This window comes from Microbacterium sp. NPDC086615 (assembly GCF_040686055.1).
In the GTDB taxonomy this organism is placed as follows: domain Bacteria; phylum Actinomycetota; class Actinomycetes; order Actinomycetales; family Microbacteriaceae; genus Microbacterium.
The window spans coordinates 22292-40895 of record NZ_JBFBJJ010000008.1 but is presented as its reverse complement, the minus strand read 5'-3'; the positions used below and the strand labels follow the sequence as shown (position 1 = coordinate 40895).

Annotated in this window: 19 protein-coding genes and 3 tRNA genes; 13 read left to right on the top strand and 9 right to left on the bottom strand. The window is 67.5% G+C overall.

Going from position 1 to position 18604, the window contains the following annotated elements; genetic code table 11:
* Positions 1–27: 27 nt before the first annotated feature.
* The 8 genes from AB0O24_RS09685 to AB0O24_RS09650 all read right to left on the bottom strand — a co-directional run bounded on the left by AB0O24_RS09685 (position 28) and on the right by AB0O24_RS09650 (position 5871).
* Entirely contained in the window at positions 28–744 is a 717-nt protein-coding gene (locus tag AB0O24_RS09685; protein WP_363374458.1) for a hypothetical protein, read from the bottom strand.
* A gap of 3 nt (positions 745–747) precedes the next feature.
* Entirely contained in the window at positions 748–1089 is a 342-nt protein-coding gene (locus AB0O24_RS09680; RefSeq protein WP_275801536.1) for a hypothetical protein, read from the bottom strand.
* A gap of 533 nt (positions 1090–1622) precedes the next feature.
* Entirely contained in the window at positions 1623–2537 is a 915-nt protein-coding gene (locus tag AB0O24_RS09675; protein WP_363374455.1) for a DUF3800 domain-containing protein, read from the bottom strand.
* 271 nt (positions 2538–2808) lie between these two features.
* Positions 2809–3684, bottom strand: a complete 876-nt coding sequence (locus AB0O24_RS09670; protein WP_275801534.1) for a DNA adenine methylase — start codon at positions 3682–3684, stop codon at positions 2809–2811.
* On the bottom strand, positions 3681–5144 hold the full coding sequence (locus tag AB0O24_RS09665; protein WP_363374452.1) for a ParB/Srx family N-terminal domain-containing protein: 1464 nt from the start codon (positions 5142–5144) through the stop codon (positions 3681–3683). Before AB0O24_RS09665 ends, AB0O24_RS09670 begins: the two co-directional genes overlap by 4 nt.
* Positions 5145–5559: 415 nt before the next feature.
* A tRNA-Phe gene (locus AB0O24_RS09660) sits at positions 5560–5632 on the bottom strand.
* Positions 5633–5696: 64 nt separating this feature from the next.
* Positions 5697–5770, bottom strand: a tRNA-Asp gene (locus AB0O24_RS09655).
* 28 nt (positions 5771–5798) lie between these two features.
* A tRNA-Glu gene (locus tag AB0O24_RS09650) sits at positions 5799–5871 on the bottom strand.
* Positions 5872–6085: 214 nt separating this feature from the next.
* Here AB0O24_RS09650 and AB0O24_RS09645 point away from each other — a divergent pair.
* Positions 6086–7516 (top strand): M23 family metallopeptidase, encoded by a 1431-nt coding sequence (locus tag AB0O24_RS09645; RefSeq protein ID WP_275801532.1) that lies wholly within the window; start codon positions 6086–6088, stop codon positions 7514–7516.
* 54 nt (positions 7517–7570) lie between these two features.
* On the opposite strand, the gene AB0O24_RS09640 is transcribed toward AB0O24_RS09645, so the two are convergent.
* Positions 7571–8104, bottom strand: coding sequence for an inorganic diphosphatase (locus AB0O24_RS09640; protein WP_275801531.1), 534 nt, complete (start codon positions 8102–8104; stop codon positions 7571–7573).
* A gap of 89 nt (positions 8105–8193) precedes the next feature.
* Between AB0O24_RS09640 and tilS the strand changes: the two genes are divergently transcribed.
* The 12 genes from tilS to panC all read left to right on the top strand — a co-directional run bounded on the left by tilS (position 8194) and on the right by panC (position 18551).
* Positions 8194–9192, top strand: coding sequence for a tRNA lysidine(34) synthetase TilS (gene tilS / locus AB0O24_RS09635; protein ID WP_363374449.1), 999 nt, complete (start codon positions 8194–8196; stop codon positions 9190–9192).
* Positions 9193–9215: 23 nt separating this feature from the next.
* Positions 9216–9767: a hypoxanthine phosphoribosyltransferase gene (gene hpt / locus AB0O24_RS09630; protein ID WP_058595761.1), complete on the top strand. Its 552-nt coding sequence runs from the start codon at positions 9216–9218 to the stop codon at positions 9765–9767.
* A gap of 111 nt (positions 9768–9878) precedes the next feature.
* Positions 9879–11882, top strand: coding sequence for an ATP-dependent zinc metalloprotease FtsH (ftsH, locus tag AB0O24_RS09625; protein ID WP_275801529.1), 2004 nt, complete (start codon positions 9879–9881; stop codon positions 11880–11882).
* 6 nt (positions 11883–11888) lie between these two features.
* Positions 11889–12476 (top strand): GTP cyclohydrolase I, encoded by a 588-nt coding sequence (gene folE, locus AB0O24_RS09620; RefSeq protein ID WP_275801528.1) that lies wholly within the window; start codon positions 11889–11891, stop codon positions 12474–12476.
* The gene (gene folP, locus AB0O24_RS09615) at positions 12473–13264 is read left to right on the top strand and encodes a dihydropteroate synthase (RefSeq protein WP_363374445.1); all 792 of its coding nucleotides are present in this window, start codon (positions 12473–12475) and stop codon (positions 13262–13264) included. Before folE ends, folP begins: the two co-directional genes overlap by 4 nt.
* Positions 13264–13632: a dihydroneopterin aldolase gene (gene folB / locus AB0O24_RS09610; RefSeq protein WP_275801526.1), complete on the top strand. Its 369-nt coding sequence runs from the start codon at positions 13264–13266 to the stop codon at positions 13630–13632. Before folP ends, folB begins: the two co-directional genes overlap by 1 nt.
* Positions 13629–14156, top strand: a complete 528-nt coding sequence (folK, locus tag AB0O24_RS09605; RefSeq protein ID WP_363374442.1) for a 2-amino-4-hydroxy-6-hydroxymethyldihydropteridine diphosphokinase — start codon at positions 13629–13631, stop codon at positions 14154–14156. Before folB ends, folK begins: the two co-directional genes overlap by 4 nt.
* On the top strand, positions 14153–14638 hold the full coding sequence (locus AB0O24_RS09600) for a DUF3180 family protein (RefSeq protein ID WP_275801524.1): 486 nt from the start codon (positions 14153–14155) through the stop codon (positions 14636–14638). Before folK ends, AB0O24_RS09600 begins: the two co-directional genes overlap by 4 nt.
* Positions 14639–14843: 205 nt before the next feature.
* The gene (locus tag AB0O24_RS09595) at positions 14844–15386 is read left to right on the top strand and encodes a PH domain-containing protein (RefSeq protein WP_275801537.1); all 543 of its coding nucleotides are present in this window, start codon (positions 14844–14846) and stop codon (positions 15384–15386) included.
* Positions 15383–16975: a PH domain-containing protein gene (locus AB0O24_RS09590; protein ID WP_275801523.1), complete on the top strand. Its 1593-nt coding sequence runs from the start codon at positions 15383–15385 to the stop codon at positions 16973–16975. The genes AB0O24_RS09595 and AB0O24_RS09590 overlap by 4 nt, the downstream gene beginning before the upstream one ends.
* Entirely contained in the window at positions 16972–17700 is a 729-nt protein-coding gene (locus tag AB0O24_RS09585; protein WP_275801522.1) for a DUF2520 domain-containing protein, read from the top strand. Before AB0O24_RS09590 ends, AB0O24_RS09585 begins: the two co-directional genes overlap by 4 nt.
* Positions 17697–18551, top strand: a complete 855-nt coding sequence (gene panC / locus AB0O24_RS09580; RefSeq protein WP_275801521.1) for a pantoate--beta-alanine ligase — start codon at positions 17697–17699, stop codon at positions 18549–18551. Before AB0O24_RS09585 ends, panC begins: the two co-directional genes overlap by 4 nt.
* The last annotated feature ends 53 nt before the right edge of the window (positions 18552–18604 follow it).

Genomic DNA, 18604 nt, shown 5'->3' with positions numbered 1-18604 from the left:
AGGGGGCGGAAGCTGGGTCCAGGAGCGCTACTTGGCATCGGTCACGACGGCATAACCCAGGGAGTAGAGGCAGGTCTGAGCCCGAGGGTCGGCCACGTCGAACGGCCAGTCGGTGATCGGCGAGTCGTGCGCCCCGATGACTTTGCCGAAGTCGTCCGTCGTGAAGTCGTCATCGACCACTCCGGCCTTCTTCAGGCAGTTGACCGCCGCGAGGGAGAAGTCGGCGAGCAACTCGGGGTTGGCTTGCTGGAGCCCGAAGAAGTCCTGTGTGTACGCGTACGTGGACTGGTAGCACTGCGCCTGGATCATGGCGGCGTTGTCGTCGGAGCCGGTCGCCGCCGAGCCCGGCGGCGGCTGGAACTCGACGACTCCATTGAGGAGTCGTGTGCGCGTCCAGTGCAGACCTGCGGCGTTCAAGCAGGCTTCGAAGTTGTCTGTGCCCTCGTCATAGTCCGCCTGCGAAACGGTCCCCGTCTGGCTGGCCTTCTCGATCACGGCACGATCCCAGTCCGACAGGTCGTCATGAGCGAGCTGCTGCTGGGCATATGCCTTCAGGGACGGCGCGAGGCGCTGATCCTCGGGTGCGGTTGATGGGACGGCACAGCCCGACGTGATGAGCGCGAACAGCGTGAGTACCGAGAAAGCCTGCAGATTCGTCCAAGCCGACGCCGTCGCGCGCCCGGTGAAGGGGCGCGCGACGGCCTTCGTTCCATGTGACTCGCGCCGCTCGCGTGCGCTGCCCACCCGTTACCCGCTCTTCCAGACGCGACCGTTCTGAAAGAGGAACGCACTGTGGCTAAAGCTGAACCCATCGGCCTGGGCCTGGGTGTTGTTCGGCGAGTACTTGCCCCACTTGACGTTTCCGCCCAAGACCGCCTTCGCCTGGAAGTACCCGTCTCCGCCCGTGGAGGTCAGCGCTGCGTATGACTGGACCCAGCTCGAGCTGACGTACCACATGCCGATTCCGGCGTGCGCGGGGGCGGCAGCGCCGACCGCGATGCCGAAGACTGCGACGAATGCCAGTGCTGCCGCAAGAGCCCGCCTGCTCACTGCGGAACGCGCTCTTTCGAGCGTTGTCGTTGCTGTCATTTCCTTGCCCCTTCGCTATGTATGGCATGTATGCATGCCTAGGAGGAGGCTAGCGACCGGTGATGGTGCATCACCGTTCTTCACCCGGTTCGCGCTCAAGCTCACCCTCACGCGTAGCGCTCAACGAGCCGGGTGGCGTGTCGCAGAAGGGGTAATGCCACTGCAATGCGGCTCTCGGCTGAGCTGTGAATACTCGTCGGGGTGACCTGTCGCGCGCGTCATCCGTTCTCGGCGCGGGCCGCGACATCGCGGCGACCAGAGGGGGCGTCGAGCAGCGCGAAAGGCCGTAGGCGCCGACATTGCGGCATCCGGAAACAAAAGAGCCCCCGTGTGTATGAGCCACACGAAGGTCGCAGTGGCTCCGACGGGCGTCGATCCCGTGACCTCACGATTTTCAGTTGTGTACGCCGGGTCTACGAGCGCTCACGAGCGCGCGTTCGTCGCGTGAGTCCGCGGAAACTGCACTCGTTGGTGGTGGCTGTGCTGGGTGGTTTCGGCGAAGTTCCCGGCCCGTGATCAACACAAGAAGTTGGTCACCTCTTGCGTTGGCTCTCTTCTGCACGAACAGCTGCGGCATGAATCTTCCGGAGCGTCGCGGAAGGCAAGCCATCGCCAATGCGGTGACCAGCAGCGATCGGGTAGAGGGGCCGCTCTTTGAAGAACAGTGCTGAGTTGTGGATATCGTCGACACCGCGGTGCCAAAGGTGGAGCTTCGACTCGTGCGTGAAGCCGCCGGACATCGTGTGGCTCCACGACGCTGGTACCCAGTGATACGGCGAGTCGCGAACTAGCTGATTGTCTATCGCTCGTGTCGTAGCGGCGGCGATCCAATCGGCGAACTGGATGTTCGCGCTCAGGACACTGTCGACGTGCATCGGGGGCTCGACGATTCGCTTCATCTCTGGGCGATCAGCAGACCGACGGAAAATGTGGCCGTACATCTGCGGCAGGCGTTCGGCGCGAGTCTTTTCGTTGATCTGGTCGATCATGACTAGTAGGTTCTGCCCGCGTCGCTCTGCGTAGGTGCAAAGGCGGTTGAGAGTCTCTTGCATCGCTGCGGTTTCGCGCGCCGCAGGGTCTAGGTTCGTCTGCTTCGGCGTGCCGAGCGGCTTTTCGTCGGCGTAGTAGAAGAGCATCCCACGCATCGATCTCATAGTCTTTACCAGGCCGCTGAAGACTCTGAGATGCTGAGGATGGGTGGCAGCTGTCGTGGGTCGGAACATCGACGCCCCCTTCTTCTCCCACTGTCCGGGGTTGGGGTGATCGACCAACTCGGACGCGAATAGCGTTCGCTTCTCGTGAGTGAATCGCTGCCCAAAGCCTCGAGCGCACTCCGCCTCGATTACGAAGCCTGCGTACCCGAAGGAGGGGCTCGTGTGGAAGCGTTCGTGATCCCGGGAGATGAATGCTCCGGGCTCTCCGATCTCGTCGATGTAAGCCAGGAGCATGTCTTCAGTATCGAGCAAACACGCGACAACGCAGAAGCCCACGCACGCGGCGTGGGCTTCTCGAGTCGGCGCGCGGAGCACTATTTCAGCCCTCGCTACCGGTGCTCACAGTACTTGAAGCCGGTCGTGGGTGCAACACGCACGTGCACAACCCACTCACTAGGCTCCAGACTGCTGACCCGATGCGTTTCTTGGTCTGGAGCCTAGTGAGTGGGTCAGGCCGCGGGCGTAGGACGCGAGTAGAACAGCTCTACCCACGGCGAACTCACAGCTAAGCGATCCATCGGGCGGTGTTCCCGCGGATGATCTCAAGATCTGGGACCGTGATCCCTTCAGCGAAGACGGCGTACTCGGACCCGATGTGTTGTGTCGCAGCCGTGTGGGCAATGTCGAACGACGCACAACGAAGTCCCGCATAAAGCTCGTTAGGGATCCGCTCGTCTGCGTCGTAGGTCATGAACCAGGGCAGGTCGACTGTGCGAAGCTGGGCGGCGAGTTGCGTGTGATCGTCGTACGAAAGTCCGTCGAGATAGAGGCGTTCTCCCTGCACGAGATAGGGGGGATCGACATACACGAGGACGTCGCTGGTGTGACGCTCCATCTTCAGTAAGAAATCACGCGCGTCGAGCTCAGTGACTGTCACGCGGTTCCTGTATTCGCCGACGTAGCGGACCTTGTCGGCAAGATCATCGCGATTGAATCGCGCGTCGATCTTCCAATTCCCAGTCTGTTCGAGCCCTCCGATGGGTCTCGCGCGAAGGATGCCTGACCGATTCGTGCGATTCAGGTAGAACGTCGCAAACCCGAGTTCGAGATCGTCGTACTGCGTCGGATTTGCGTAAATGTCGCGCATCCGATGCCATTCGTCGATGCTCAGGGCGACGCTCAGTATCAGCTGAGAGAAATCCTCCGTCGAGGTGAAGAGTGAGCGCCAGAAAGCAGCAATTCCCGGATCCAGATCGTTGATATGAGCGTGGCGGACTTCCTCGTTCGCCAACAGTCGAAGAGCGGCGCCCGCTCCTCCCGCGAACGGCTCTGCGTACTCACGTGGGCGTGGGCTCTGCGAGCTGACGAGGCGCGCCAAGTAGTCAGCCAAACGACTCTTGCCGCCTGGGTAGCGCAGTGGGCTGAGGGAACGAAATCTCATGCCGGATTGGCTCCTGCGAAGTCGTCCAGTCGTTGCAAAAGCGGCCGGAACGTCGTGGTCAGCGCGCGGACGGCGTCAGGCGTTGGAACCGCCATGAAATTGTGAACGTATGCGTTCATCTCGTCGACCGCGAGCCCATCGCCGTCCCCCGACTGAGTCTTGATCCAAGCCATATCCAGCGCCTTATCGCGCTTCTGCGAATTCTCGGCATCCGGATCTAGCACGAGCAGCGACTTGCGAAACTTGGTCCGAAGTTTCGCGCCCTCCGTGAACCAACCGCGCGAGGCGCCAATGTCGGTCATCGCCATCTCGAGGATCACTCGTACCATGATCGCAGTGACCCCTGCCGCTTCGTCGATCTTGAGCTTCTGCGCTTCCTTGAGAAGCTTGCTTGTGCGCAGGTCGACGTGCTTTAGAACGAGTCCGTAGAAGATCCGAGCTTCGCCTTTGGGGGCGTTCTTCCGCCTGCGAGTCGGCTCATCTTGGCTCTCTCTTGCGACCGGATGCGGGTCGCTGGCCTTCTCGTGATCGCCGCCCCTCCCGCCCCTTGCGGCTGGGTTCGGCTGCCCGCCCCCCGTTGATGCTCCCTCGTGCTCACCTGCGAACTCCGCGCCAGCTTCATCGTCAGGGCGATTCTCGCGGTGCCTGTCGGACACAGCTGCTACGACCCCATCTATGTAATCGTCTTGCTGGTCGCCTGTCTTGATTGAATCGACCTTGATCGTTGTGAGATCATGGAAAACGACACGCAGAATGTCGTTGGTCAGGTCATTCTCCGGGTCGAGCGACACAACGTCGTTCCTTATGTCGATCATCATCTGGGAGCGAACATAGGGTCGGCTCAGCAGGCGAGCTAGGTTGGTGAACTTCCCGCCATCGCGAACACTTCGCACGTCGTTGATCAGCTCAGTGTCGTCCGCGAACGTCGTCAGGACCTTGCGAACGAACAGTACGGCGCGGTACTCGGCAGTTGGGCGAGGACGGAACGCGGCGCTTTGGTAGGAGTTCCAGGGGTCTGTGCCTACACCGTCGTTCTGGCCAGTGTGCCGCAGCTCGATCCACCGCTGAGCGGCATCGCGATCGTCGACGACGTAACAGTCAACTTGGCCAGGCCCCTCACCCGTTTGCCCGAGGTCCATCGCCTTCTTTCTGATTCGGGCCAAGGCCTTCTGAGTTGCCGGCGCGATTGCTATGTCCGGATTGCGAAGAAGCTTCAACGCCGCGAACCGGCGATTCCCCTCCAGTACGACTACACGGCTACCCTCGCGCATGACAATCGGCGGATTGATGGGATCCAGCTGCCCGAGCACGGCTATGTCCTCTGCGAGGTTCAAGAGCTTGCCAGGTCCTTGGGCAAGAAGTGCATTGATAGCTTCCCGTTGTCCTACAACGGGCTCGGCGAATCGTGGATTGTGCTCGTCGACCTCGACGTCAACGATCGAGAACGGTTCGTAACCCATTGGCCCATCATGGCATCAGTGCCTGTGCCAGCTGTGTCGGGTGCGGGCTTGCACTCTGCCACGGTACCGGCCGCTAGGCCGGACCTGAATCGAGTAGCGAATTTCTCACACGTCGTCCGCGTCTGCGATCTCCTGAGGCGCGATCCATCATGGCGAGTTCGTCGCGCCAGGTCGTCGGCGTCATAACCGCCTGGGAGCTCTGGTGCTACGAGTTGCGTGCCCGTGGTCGTACGCGCCTGAGTCGCGCATCACTTTGGGGGTACCACCGACGGCTCCACTTGCTTCGCTCGCTCAGTCAACAAGTCGAAGTCGGATGATCGCTATCAGAAGGCACCACTGGCCGGTGGTAAAGCAAAACCCCCGCCATGTAGAAGCTAGGCGAGGGTTTCTAGGACCGTTGTAATGACGATCCTTGTGGCTCCGACGGGCGTCGATCCCGTGACCTCACGATTTTCAGTCGTGCGCTCTACCAACTGAGCTACAGAGCCTCGCGGCACCATGGATGCCGCGACCGAAACGAAAGGCCCTCCGAAAAGGGCCCGTCGCTCAGAGCGACCCTGACGGGACTTGAACCCGCGACCTCCGCCGTGACAGGGCGGCACGCTAACCAACTGCGCTACAGGGCCATGCGTATTTAGTTGTTCATTCGGAAAGTGACCCCAACGGGATTCGAACCCGTGCTACCGCCGTGAAAGGGCGGCGTCCTAGGCCGCTAAACGATGGGGCCGGATGAGGGAGAAACCTTGCGGTTTCGCTCTCGCTTGCCGACGACCGAGCCTACTTCATGATTCGCGAGATTGCCAATCGAGGGCGTGGCGTCCGTGTCAGAGGGCCCGACGGGGCCGACAATGAGGCGCAACGGCGGGAACTCGCTCTGTTGCTCCTGTGACTCGTGTTGCTACTGTGTTCCGAGTTGCGAACCGGTGAGAGAAGGTATTCCCGTGACGCTCGAGCGCCCCGAAGATCAAGACGACTGCGGTTGCGCGCCCTCTGCGAATGAGAGGCGCCGCCTGTGGCCGTCGCTCGATCGACGGAGCGCGCTGAAGCTCGGCGCCCTCGGGGCCGTCGCGGTCGGGGCCTTCGGTGCGACCGTGCCGTCGTTCGGATCGCCCGCCTACGCCGCCGACTACCCCTCGTGGGACGACGTCGAAGCGGCCCGCGCGAACGAGGCCGCGAAGGCCGCCGAGATCACCCGGATCCAGGGCCTCATCCAGCAGCTGCAGTCCGAAGTTGCGCGCACGCAGGCCGAGGTGGTCGCCCGCTCCGACGAGTACTACACCGCGCAGCAGGCGTACTTCGACGCCGACTACCGGGCTCAGCAGATCCAGTCGCAGGCCGACGCCGAGGCGCAGAAGGCGACGGATGCCGCGACCAAGGCCGGCAAGGTCGCCGCGCAGCTCTACCGCGCCGGCGGCGACGATACCTCCCTCGACCTGTTCTTCTCCGGTTCGGCCGCGACGGCGGACGACCTGCTCGCCAAGCTCGGCACGATGGACAAGCTCGTCGACCGCAACCGCGCGGTCTACGCCGCCGCGGTCACGGCTCGCGACAACGCGAAGAATCTCAGCAACCAGGCGAACGACGCACGCGCCGAGCGCGATCGTCTGCAGAAGATCGCCGAAGAGAAGATGGTCGCCGCGCAGCAGGCCGCCGCGGCCGCGCAGGACGCCCTCGCCGCGCAGCAGGCCAACCAGGCGACGCTCGAGGCGCAGCTGGCCGCCCTCCAGGACACGACCGCGAAGACCGTCGCCGACTACCAGGCGGGCGTCGAGGCGGAGCGCAAGGCCCGCGAAGAGCGTGAGCGCAAGGCCCGCGAAGAGGCGGAGGCGCGCGACCGCGCCGAGCGCGAGCGTCGCGAACAGGAAGCGCGCGACAACGCCAATAACAACAACGGCGGCGGCGGTGGCGACAGCGGCGGTGGCGGAGGTGGCGGCGGCAACGGCGGCGGCCCGGGCGGTTGGTCTCGCCCGTCGTGGGCCGGCACGACCTCGGGCTACGGCCCGCGCTCGAGCCAGTGCAACGGCAGCTACTGCGCGAGCTCGTGGCACCTCGGTCTCGACTTCGGTGCTGGCTGCTGGTCACCGATCTACGCGGCATTCGACGGACGCGTGACCTACGCCGGCTACAACGGCGGTTACGGCAACTACATCCGCATCGAGCACCCCGACGGCTCCGGCACGGGCTACGCCCACATCGTCGACGGCGGCATCTACGTCTCGTACGGCCAATGGGTCTCGTCGGGCCAGCAGATCGCGGCCGCCGGGCAGACGGGCAACTCGTTCGGCTGCCACCTCCACTTCGAGGTCTACCCGCCGTGGGGCGGGACAACCGACCCGGCGCCGTGGTTGCGCTGGCGCGGAATCGACGTCTGAACGCGAAGAACCCCCCGGTCCGAGACCGGGGGGTTCTTCGCGTGAGAGCGGGACTCAGAGCGTGTTGGGAGCCTCGCCCGAACCCTGCGTCTTGGTCTGCGCGTCGTGCTCGTCGAAGCGCGTGAACGCCTCGCTCACCAGGCGCTCGGCCTCGGCGGCATCCGCCCACTCGTCGACCTTGACCCACTTGTTGGGCTCCAGGTCCTTGTAGTGCTCGAAGAAGTGCGTGATCTCCTTCTTCGTCCACTCGTCGATATCGCCGACGTCCTGGATGTGGTCCCAGCGCGGGTCCTTCGCGAGCACGGCCACGACCTTGTCGTCGCCGCCGGCCTCGTCGCTCATCTTCAGCACGCCGACGGGGCGCACCTTCGCGAGGATGCCGGGGTGCAGCTCGCGGTCGAGCAGCACGAGCACGTCGAGCGGGTCGCCGTCTTCGCCGAGGGTGTTCTCGAAGAAGCCGTAGTTGGCCGGGTAGCCGAACACCGTGTACAGGATGCGGTCGAGGTAGACGCGGCCGGTGCCGTGGTCGACCTCGTACTTCACGCGGCTGCCGCGGGGGATCTCGATGACGGCGTCGTAAGCGCCCATACTCGTGCTCCTTAGATCTGTGGATTTCCGCGCCCAGCCTAGTCGGGAGCCGCCCGTGGCCGGAGTCGGGGCGCCGCTAGCGTGGAGGCATGGATCACCGCCCCGGACTCGACCCGTCCGTCGCCGAGGTGCGTCGCGCCGTGCGCACCGCCCTCGCCCGGATCGACGGGTCCGTCATCGTCGCCCTCTCGGGCGGACCGGACTCTCTGGCCCTCGCAGCCGCGACTGCTTTCGAGGCACCGCGCGCCGGCATCCGGGCCCAGGCGGTCGTCATTGACCACGGACTGCAGGACGGATCGGATGCCGTCGCGGCGGCCGCCGCGCAGAAGGCGCGCGCTCTCGGGCTCGAGGCCCGAGTCGTCGCGGTCGAGGTCGGCTCGGCCGACGGGCCCGAGGCGGACGCGCGGACCGCGCGCTACGCCGGTCTCTCGCGCGCGGCGGCGGACGCGGGCGCCAGCGCGGTGCTCCTCGGCCACACCCTCGACGACCAGGCCGAGTCGGTGCTCCTCGGCCTGGCGCGCGGAGCCGGGGCCACGAGCCTGGCGGGCATGGCGCCCGAGCGACAGGATGCCACCGGCCCCACGTGGCTGCGCCCCCTCCTCGCGGTGCGCCGGGCGACGACCGTGGCGGCCTGCGCCGCGGTGGGGCTCGACCCGTGGACCGATCCGCACAACACCGATCCCGCGTACACGCGGGTGCGGGTGCGCGAGCGCGTTCTGCCGGTGCTCGAGGCCGAACTCGGTCCCGGCGTCGCGGAGGCCCTCGCCCGCACCGCGGAGCAGCTGCGCGAGGATGCGGCGGCTTTCCAGGACATGATCGACGAGACGATCGAAGACATCGTCGAGCACGCCGAGGCGGGGATCTCGGTCTCGGTGGCGGCGTTGGCGGCGAACCCCGCGGCGCTGCGCAACCGGATCGTGCGGTACGTGGTCGAGAGCGAGTTCGGGGTGTCCTTGACGCGCACCCAGACCCTCGAGGTCGCGCGTCTGGCCACCGACTGGCGCGGGCAGGGCCCGATCGATCTGCCCGGATGCCTCGCGCGCCGCGTCGGCGGGCGGATCGAGGTCGTCGCGCGGGCGGCATCCTGAATCGACCGACGTAGACTTTCCGAATGCGCGCGGCCGACATCTCCGACGACATCAGCGAAGTCCTCCTCACCGAGGAGCAGATCCACGAGAAGCTCGCCGAACTGGCGCAGCAGGTCGTCGCCGACTATTCCGGCAAAGACGTCGTGCTCGTGGGCGTGCTCAAGGGGGCCGTCATGGTCATGGCCGACTTCGCTCGGCACCTGCCCATGCACATCACGATGGACTGGATGGCCGTGTCGTCGTACGGCGCGAGCACGCGCTCGAGCGGTGTCGTGCAGATCCGCAAAGACCTCGACACCGACATCACCGGCAAGCACGTGCTGATCGTCGAGGACATCATCGACTCCGGCCTCACCCTGAGCTGGTTGCTCGAGAACTTCGCCTCGCGCGGAGCGGAGTCGGTCGAGGTGCTCGCCCTCCTTCGCAAGCCGGATGCCATGAAGGTCGAGGTCGACTGCCGGTACGTGGGCTTCGACATCCCCAACGACTTCGTCATCGGATACGGGCTCGACTACGCCGAGAAATACCGCAACCTCCGCGACGTGGCGGTGCTCGCGCCGCACGTGTACTCCTGACGGCCGGATACGCCCACGACGAACGCACAGACTCGGCATAGCCGCTGAGCGTTACCCTGATCCCACCGCTTTTATCTGGAGCGGATCACGAAAGGGCTGGGCTCGCCCACCATGGATTTCAAGAAGATCACGCGCAACCCGATCATCTACGTTCTGCTGGTCGGCCTGCTTCTGGTCATCGGTTTCTCGCTCATCTCGAACCTGAGCGGCGCTCGACAGATCTCCACCAAAGAGGGTCTCGACCTGCTCAAGGGCGGGACGGTCACCCAGGTGGTGACCAACGACCCCGACCAGCGCGTCGACCTCACGCTGTCGCAGCCGTTCGAGGGTGCGAACGACGTGCAGTTCTACTACAGCCAGGCCCGTGCGAACGAGGTGGCGAGCGCGATCGACAGCGCCGCGCCGGCTGACGGCTTCAACGACATCGTCCCCAAGCCCAGCTGGTTCGACAGCATCCTCGGCCTGATGATCCCCCTCGTGCTGCTCGGCCTGCTCTTCTGGTGGCTGCTCTCGAGCGCCCAGGGCGGCGGCAGCAAGGTCATGCAGTTCGGCAAGTCGCGCGCGAAGCTCGTGACGAAAGAGACGCCGACCGTCACGTTCCAGGACGTCGCGGGCTCCGACGAGGCGATCGAAGAGCTCGACGAGATCAAGGAATTCCTCAAGGACCCGAAGAAGTTTGAAGAGGTCGGTGCCCGCATCCCGAAGGGCGTGCTGCTGTACGGCCCTCCCGGAACCGGTAAGACCCTCCTGGCCCGCGCCGTCGCCGGCGAGGCCGGCGTGCCGTTCTACTCGATCTCGGGTTCCGACTTCGTCGAGATGTTCGTCGGTGTCGGCGCGAGCCGCGTGCGCGACCTGTTCAACCAGGCCAAAGAGAGCTCGCCGGCCATCATCTTCATCGACGAGATCGACGCCGTCGGTCGCCACCGCGGCGCCGGCATGGGCGGCGGGCACGACGAACGCGAGCAGACGCTGAACCAGATGCTCGTCGAGATGGACGGCTTCGACCCCAAGGTCAACGTCATCGTGATCGCGGCGACCAACCGCCCCGACATCCTCGACCCGGCTCTGCTGCGTCCGGGCCGCTTCGACCGTCAGATCGGCGTCGACGCCCCCGACCTCAAGGGTCGCCAGCGCATCCTCGAGGTGCACGGCCGCGGCAAGCCCCTGTCCGACTCTGTCGACCTCGAGGTCGTCGCCCGCAAGACGCCCGGCTTCACCGGTGCTGATCTCGCGAACGTGCTGAACGAGGCGGCTCTTCTGACGGCCCGCTCGAACGCGCAGCTCATCGACAACCGTGCCCTCGATGAGGCGATCGACCGTGTCATCGCCGGTCCGCAGCGCCGCACCCGCGTGATGAAGGACAAAGAGAAGCTCATCACCGCGTACCACGAAGGCGGTCACGCCCTGGCCGCGGCGGCGATGAACCACACCGACCCCGTCACCAAGGTCACGATCCTGCCGCGCGGCAAGGCCCTCGGTTACACGATGGTGCTCCCGCTCGACGACAAGTACTCGGTGACCCGCAACGAGCTGCAGGACCAGCTGACGTACGCCATGGGCGGCCGCGTGGCCGAAGAGATCGTCTTCCACGACCCCACCACCGGCGCGTCGAACGACATCGAGAAGGCGACGAGCATCGCCCGCAAGATGGTCACCGAGTACGGCATGACCAACGAGGTCGGCCCGGTCAAGCTCGGCTCCTCGTCGGGTGAGGTCTTCATGGGCCGTGACATGGGTCACGGGCGTGACTTCTCGGAGCGCATCGCCGAGCGCGTCGACGCCCAGGTGCGCGCGCTGATCGAGCAGGCGCACAACGAGGCCTACCAGGTGATCAACGACAACCGCGACGTGCTCGACCGCCTCGCTCTCGAACTGCTCGAGAAAGAGACGCTCGACCACATCGAGCTCGCCGAGATCTTCAAGGACGTCAAGCGTCTTCCGCCGCGTCCGCAGTGGCTGTCGTCCGGCGACCGCCCGGTCTCGACCCTGCCGCCCGTCGACGTCCCTCGTCGCCCCGCCCCCGCCGGGGTCGCCGCCTCGGTGGAGTCGGAGTCGCAGACCGCGACGCAGGCGCAGCGCCGCCCGAGCGGACAGACGCGACCGGCCACGGCCTAAGGCGCCGTGGCCGTCGACCGGGAGCGCGTCGCCGCGCTCGTACGCGAGTTGCTCGAGGCGATCGGAGAAGACCCCGACCGCCCCGGGCTCCGGCAGACGCCGACCCGCGTCGCCGAGTCGTGGAGCGAGTTCTTCGGCGGAGTGGATCAGGATGCCGGTGCCCCCCTCGCGCACACCATCTCGGTGACCCGCGGGCCGGCGCCCGACACCCTTCCGTCCGGTGCCGTGATGCTGCGGGACATCTCGTTCCGCTCGATGTGCGAGCACCACCTCCTGCCGTTCCGCGGTCGCGCGCACGTGGCCTACCTGCCGGGTGAAGAGGTCGTGGGACTCGGCGCCCTGCCCCGGGTCATCGACATCCTGTCGTCGCGTCCGCAGGTGCAGGAACGCCTCGGCGAGCAGGTGGCCGACACCGTGGCATCCGCCCTCGATGCGCGAGGAGTGCTCGTCGTGCTGGATGCCGTCCACGAGTGCGTCACGATGCGCGGCGGGCGGCAGCTCGATGCCTCGACCGTCACGATCGCCGCGCGCGGCGTGTACACCGACCCCGTCGCCCGCGCCGAGCTCGTCGCCCTGATCGGAACGCGCGCGTGACCCTCATCATGGCGATCGTGAACGTCACCCCCGACTCGTTCAGCGACGGGGGTCGGTACCTCGACCCCGATGTGGCGATCGCCCACGCGCGTTCGCTCCGCGCGCAGGGGGCGGACCTCCTCGACATCGGCGGCGAGTCGACGCGGCCCGGCGCCGAACGGGTGGCGCGGCGCGTCGAGCAGCAGCGCGTGCTGCCGGTCGTCGAGGCCCTGGCATCCGAAGGCGCGGTCGTGAGCATCGACACGATGAACGCGTCGACCGCTCGCGCCGCAGTCGCCGCCGGTGCGCGGATCGTCAACGACGTCTCAGGCGGCCTTGCCGATCCGGAGATGCTCGCAGCCGTCGCCGAGACCGACGCCGACATCGCGCTGGGTCACTGGCGTGGCCCCTCCACCGACATGTACGCCCGGGCCGACTACGTCGACGTCGGACGGGAGGTGGCCGACGAGCTGGCCGAACGCGTGGCGGCGGCCCGCGCCGCGGGAATCGCGCCGGATCGCATCGTCGTCGACCCGGGCATCGGCTTCGGCAAACGTGGCATCCAGAACTGGGACGTGCTGCGCGCGATCCCCACGATCGCCGCGCTCGGTTCGCGCGTGCTGATCGGGACGAGCCGCAAGCGGTTCCTCGCCGAGGTGCTCGGCGACGACGCCGACCTCGCCCGCCGCGACCTCGCCACGGCTGTCACGAGTGCCCTCGCCGCGCGCTCCGGGGCGTGGGCCGTCCGCGTGCACGATGTTCCGACCACCCGCGACGCGCTCGCCGTCGCCCGCGCCTGGGAGGCCTGATGGATGCCGTCGACGAGATCACCCTCACGGGGGTGCGCGCCTTCGGTTATCACGGGGTGTACGCCGACGAGAAGCGCGACGGGCAGGAGTTCGTCGTGGACGTGCGGTTGCGTCTGCCTCTGCACATCGCGGCGGCGACCGACGACGTGCGCGACACCGTGCACTACGGGGAGCTCGCGGAACGCATCGTCGAGATCGTCGAGGGCGAGCCCGCCGACCTGCTCGAGACACTCGCGCAGCGCATCGCCGACGACGTCCTCGTCGACCCGCGCGTGGAGGAGGTGACGGTCACGGTGCACAAGCCGGCCGCCCCCATCACCGTGCCGTTCGGTGATGTCGCCGTGACCATTCGGCGCGGTCGCGAATGAGCGTGCGCTTGGCCCACGGCATCGGTGACGCCCCGAGAGACGCCCCCGTGGAAGCGGTCGTCGCCCTCGGTGCGAATCTCGGTGACCGTGCCGAGACCCTGCACGCGGCCATCGCGGCGCTGCGTGCGCTGCCGCTCACGACCGCTGTGCGCGTGTCGGCACCGCTCGAGACCGTGGCGGTCACGCTGCACGGCGAGGACGAGGACGCGCCCCGCTACCTCAACGCGGTCGCCCTCGTGACCACCCGGCTCGCGCCGCGCGCGCTGCTCCGCGAACTGCATCGCATCGAGGCCGAGCACGGACGCGTCCGTCGTGAGCGCTGGGGAGACCGGACCCTCGATCTCGACCTCATCGCCTACGCCGACGAACGCATCGACGACGACGATCTCACGGTGCCGCACCCGCGTGCCCACGAGCGCGCGTTCGTGCTCGAGCCGTGGGTGGACGTGGATCCGGATGCCGATCTCCCCGGACGCGGTCGCGTTCAGGACCTGCTCGATGGCCTGCGGGGAGGGGAACGATGAAGCGCACGGGCGCGGGAATCCTCCTCATCGCGGCCGTGATCGGCGCGGTGTGCGGGTTCATCCTCGACACCGTCCTCGCCGCGATGGGGCGACCGACGTTCTCTCCCGCCGCGAGCCTGCCCACGATCCTCGTCCTGCTGGGGGCGGTGATCGTCGCCCTGGCGGTGCCGATCGCCCGCGCGACCCGGGGTCGCGTCACACGACGGATCGACCCCTTCCGCGCGTTGCGCGTCGCCATGCTGGCGAAGGCGTCGTCGCTCGTCGGGGCGGCGGCGACGGGCTTCGGTGCGGGGCTGTTGTCGTTCCTCCTCACCCGCCCGGTGACTCCGTCGGTAGGCTCGATGGGATCGATCATCGCGACGGTCGTGTGCGGAGTCGTCCTCGTCGTCGCGGGTCTCGTGGCCGAGCAACTCTGCACCATCCGGAAGGACGACGATGACGAACAGCCCGGACTTCCCGGAGCGGACGCCGCTCCCCGCTGAGGGGGAGGCGGCTGAGCGGGAAGCGGTCGAGCGGGACGCGGCTCAGCCGGATGGGGCTGAGCGCGAAGACGCTGCGCAGGAGGTGGCTGAGCGTGAGGCGGTTCTGCGGGAACGGGCTGAGCCTGGGGCGGTTGCGCGGGAAGCGGTCGAGCGCTCCGAAGGGCTCGGCACCGGACCGGGTGCCGTCGCTCGCGATGCGGACGGGGTGAGCGCGTCTCGCGTTCTCGACGAGGGGACGTTTCCGCGCATCCTCGAGCCGCGCGGCGTCGGGCGTCTTCCGCTCGGCGACGGCACGTGGCACCAGTTGGCTCGCGCGTACGTGCGGGTGCAGCTCATCTTGCAGGGCGCGTTCCTCGTGGTCGTCCTCGCGGCCGCGTTCGCGCTGCAGTTCTTCCTGCACGTGCCCTGGCCGTGGATCCCCGCGGGGATCCTGTCGGTGATCACGATCGTCGGCCTCGTCATCACCCCGCGGCAGGCGCGATCGTTCGGCTATCAACTGCGGCGCGATGACCTCGTCTTCCGCCGGGGCATCCTCTGGCAGCGCGTCGTGGCGGTGCCCTACGGCCGGATGCAGCTCGTCGACATCACTCACGGACCCCTCGACCGAGGCTTCGGCATCGCGCAGCTCAAGCTCGTCACCGCTGCCGCCTCGACCGGCGTCACCATTCCTGGACTGACCCAGGCCGCTGCCGAGCAGCTGCGCGACACGCTCATCGCCGTCGCCGAGACACGTCGGACCGGCCTGTGACGGATCCCGCGCCGCAACCGGCTCCCCGCGGCGGCCGGATCGCGACCCGGTCGCCGATGAGCGACGGCGAGTGGCACCGCCTGCACCCGTTGACCCCGCTCCTGCGCGGAGGGCTTTTCCTGCTCGTGATGATCGGCGTCCTCGTCGCCAACCTGCGCGAGCGTCTGTTCGAGCTCTTCCTTCCGATGTTCACCGACCTTCCGCCGGGGGTGATGCCGCCGGACCCCGTCGACTTCCTCTTCGCGAACAACCTCCTGCTCATCGCCACGGGTGTCGTCGTGGTGGTGCTGCTGATCCTCCTGGGCGCCTTCCGCCTGTCGTGGCGGTTCCACACGCTGCGCATCGGCGACGACGTGGAAGTGCGCTCCGGCGTCCTCTTCCGCACCCACCGACGCGCGCCCCTCGACCGGGTGCAGGGCGTGAACCTCACCCGCCCGATGGTCGCGCGGCTCCTCGGGCTCGCGAAGCTCGAAGTGGTGGGCGCCGGGCTGGATGCCAACGTCAAGCTCGAGTACCTGTCGGCGAGGGACGCCGACGCCCTGCGCAGCGACATCCTGCGGCTCGCCTCGGGGCGTCGCCTCGCAGAGGCCGTGCCGGACGCCGGTCCGAGCACCGGACCGAACGCCGTCGCCGGGGGATCGTTCGCGCGGGCGACGGCTGCGGCCGTGGGTTCCGGCATCCATGGACTCGTCGAGGGGGAGGACTTCTCGGATGCCGAGCCCGAGAGCATCGTGCGGATCCCGCTCGGGCGGCTCGTGGCCTCTCGGGTGCTGAGCGGATCGATGTTCTGGCTGCTCGGCCTCGTCGCGGCGATCGTCGTCGCGGCCTCGATCTCGACGGTGTGGCTGTTGTTCACGGTCGTCCCCACCTTCCTCGCCTATGGGGCGTACTACGTGCGGTCCATCGCACGCGGGCTGCGGTACTCGATCGCACCCACCGCGGACGGCGTGCGGGTGACATTCGGGCTCTTCACGACGATCAGCGAGGTCGTGCCCCCCGGACGCGTGCACGCGATCGAGGTGCGCCAACCGCTGCTGTGGCGGCCGTTCGGATGGTGGTCGGTCTCGATCAACCGCCTGTCGGGTCGCTCCTCCACCGATTCGTCGACAGACCAACTCGCTGCCGTCCTGCCGGTGGGCACGAGGGACGACGTCGAGCGTGTGCTGCGGATCCTTGCGCCCGCCCTTCCCGTCGACGGCTGGTCTCGGGTCATCCAGGACGGCATGCTGGGTCCCGCGGAGGACGACCCCTACGTCACGACCCCGCGCCGTGCCCGCCTCCTCCGCCCGCTGTCGTGGCGACGGAACGGCGCGCTATTGACGTCTGACGCCTTGTTCCTCCGGCGCGGGTGGATCTGGCGATCGCTGTCGGTGTTCCCGCTGGCCCGACTGCAGTCGATCGGACTGCACCAGGGGCCCCTGGCGCGGGCGACACGCACCGGGCGGTTGGCGGCGCACGTGATCGCCGGGACGGTGCAGACCTCGGTGGGCGTGCTCGACCGGGACGCGGCAGTGACGTTGATGGAGGACACCGCCCGCGCGACCGTGGCCGCCGCGGCGGAGGACAGGACTCACAGGTGGGCAGGATGAGCGATATGCGCGATGGGCGACTGGGCGTCGGGATCATCGGAGCAGGACGGGTCGGTCCGGTGATCGGTTCGGCCCTGGCCGGGGCGGGGCACGCTCTCACAGGGATCACGTCGGGGTCCGACGACGACCGCGTGGATGCGATCCTGCCGGGACTACCTGTGCTGGCACCGGAGGAGGTCGTGCGACGCAGCGAGCTCGTCGTGGTGGCTGTGCCGCATGACCAGCTCGAGGGTCTCGTCGCGGGCCTCGCCGACCTCGGCGCCTGGCAACCGGGGCAGCTCGTGCTGCACACCGACCCGGCGTACGGCACCGGAGTCCTCGGACCGGCGGTGAAGTGCGGGGCCATCCCGCTCGCGATCCACCCCGCGATCACCTTCACGGGGGTCTCATCGCACGACCTGCACCAGCTCGCCCAGGCGTACGCGGCCGTGACGGCTCCGGCCCCCGTACTGCCGATCGCGCAGGCCCTCGCCGTCGAGCTCGGCTGCGAGCCCGTCGTCGTCGCCGAAGCGGACCGCCCGACGTATGCCGAGGCGATCGCGACGGCGACCGAGTTCTCGCGTTCGATCGTGCAGCAGTCCGCGGCGCTGCTGTCGAGCGTCGGGGTGGAGAACACCGGCGGATACCTCTCGGCCCTCGTGCGCTCGAGCGTCGACCAGGCGCTCGCCGAGGGCACTCGAGCCGGCGGGGACGGGCTGGGTCCGGACGCTACGATCGACGGATGATCCGCACCCTCGACGATCTGCGCGCCCGCCTGTCGGATGTGCGCAGCGCCGACCCCTCGGGACGCGCCGCGCGCGTCGCTCTCGTCTCTACGCTCGGCGCTCTGCACGAGGGGCACGTCGACCTGATCCGAGAGGCCCGTCGGCACGCGGACGTGGTGGTCGTGTCGACCTTCGTCAACCCGCTGCGGTTCCGAACCGCCGAGGAGACGGCCGCCTATCCGCGCTCGCCGGAGGCGGATGCCGACCTTCTCGCCGACCTGGGCGTCGACCTCGTCTTCGCGCCGACGGCGGCCGAGTTCCTGCCCGCGGGAACGGCCACCACGCGCGTCGCCGCCGGCGACCTCGGGTTTCGGTACGAGGGACGATCGCGACCGTTCTACTTCGACGGGGTGCTCACGGTCGAGGCGAAGCTCTTCCACCTCGTGCGTCCGGACGTGGCGGTCTACGGGGAGCGCGACCTGCAGCGGGTGTTCCTCGTTCAACGGATGATCCGCGATCTCGACTTCTCGATCGAGACGGTCGTCGTGCCCACCGTCCGCGCCGAAGACGGCCTGCCGATCTCGAGCCGTGTCGCCCTTCTCGAGGATGCCGATCGTCGCGCGGCGGCCAAGCTTCCTCGTGCGCTCGAAGCGGCAGCGTCGAACGCCGACCTGGGCGTGGACGCGTGCATCGCGGCGGCGCAGTCGTCGCTGATGGGCGAGCAGCGCATCGCCCTGGAGTACCTCACCGTCGTCGACCCGGCGACGTTCCTCCCTGTCGAGGAGGGACACCGCGGTCGGGCGCTGGCGCTGATCGCCGCCACCGTGGGCGGTCACCGCTTCATCGACAACGCCGAGATCTCGCTGCGCTGAACGACGCTCGCCGGGGCTGCTCGGCCACGGGGGTCCCGCGCCCGGCGAATACA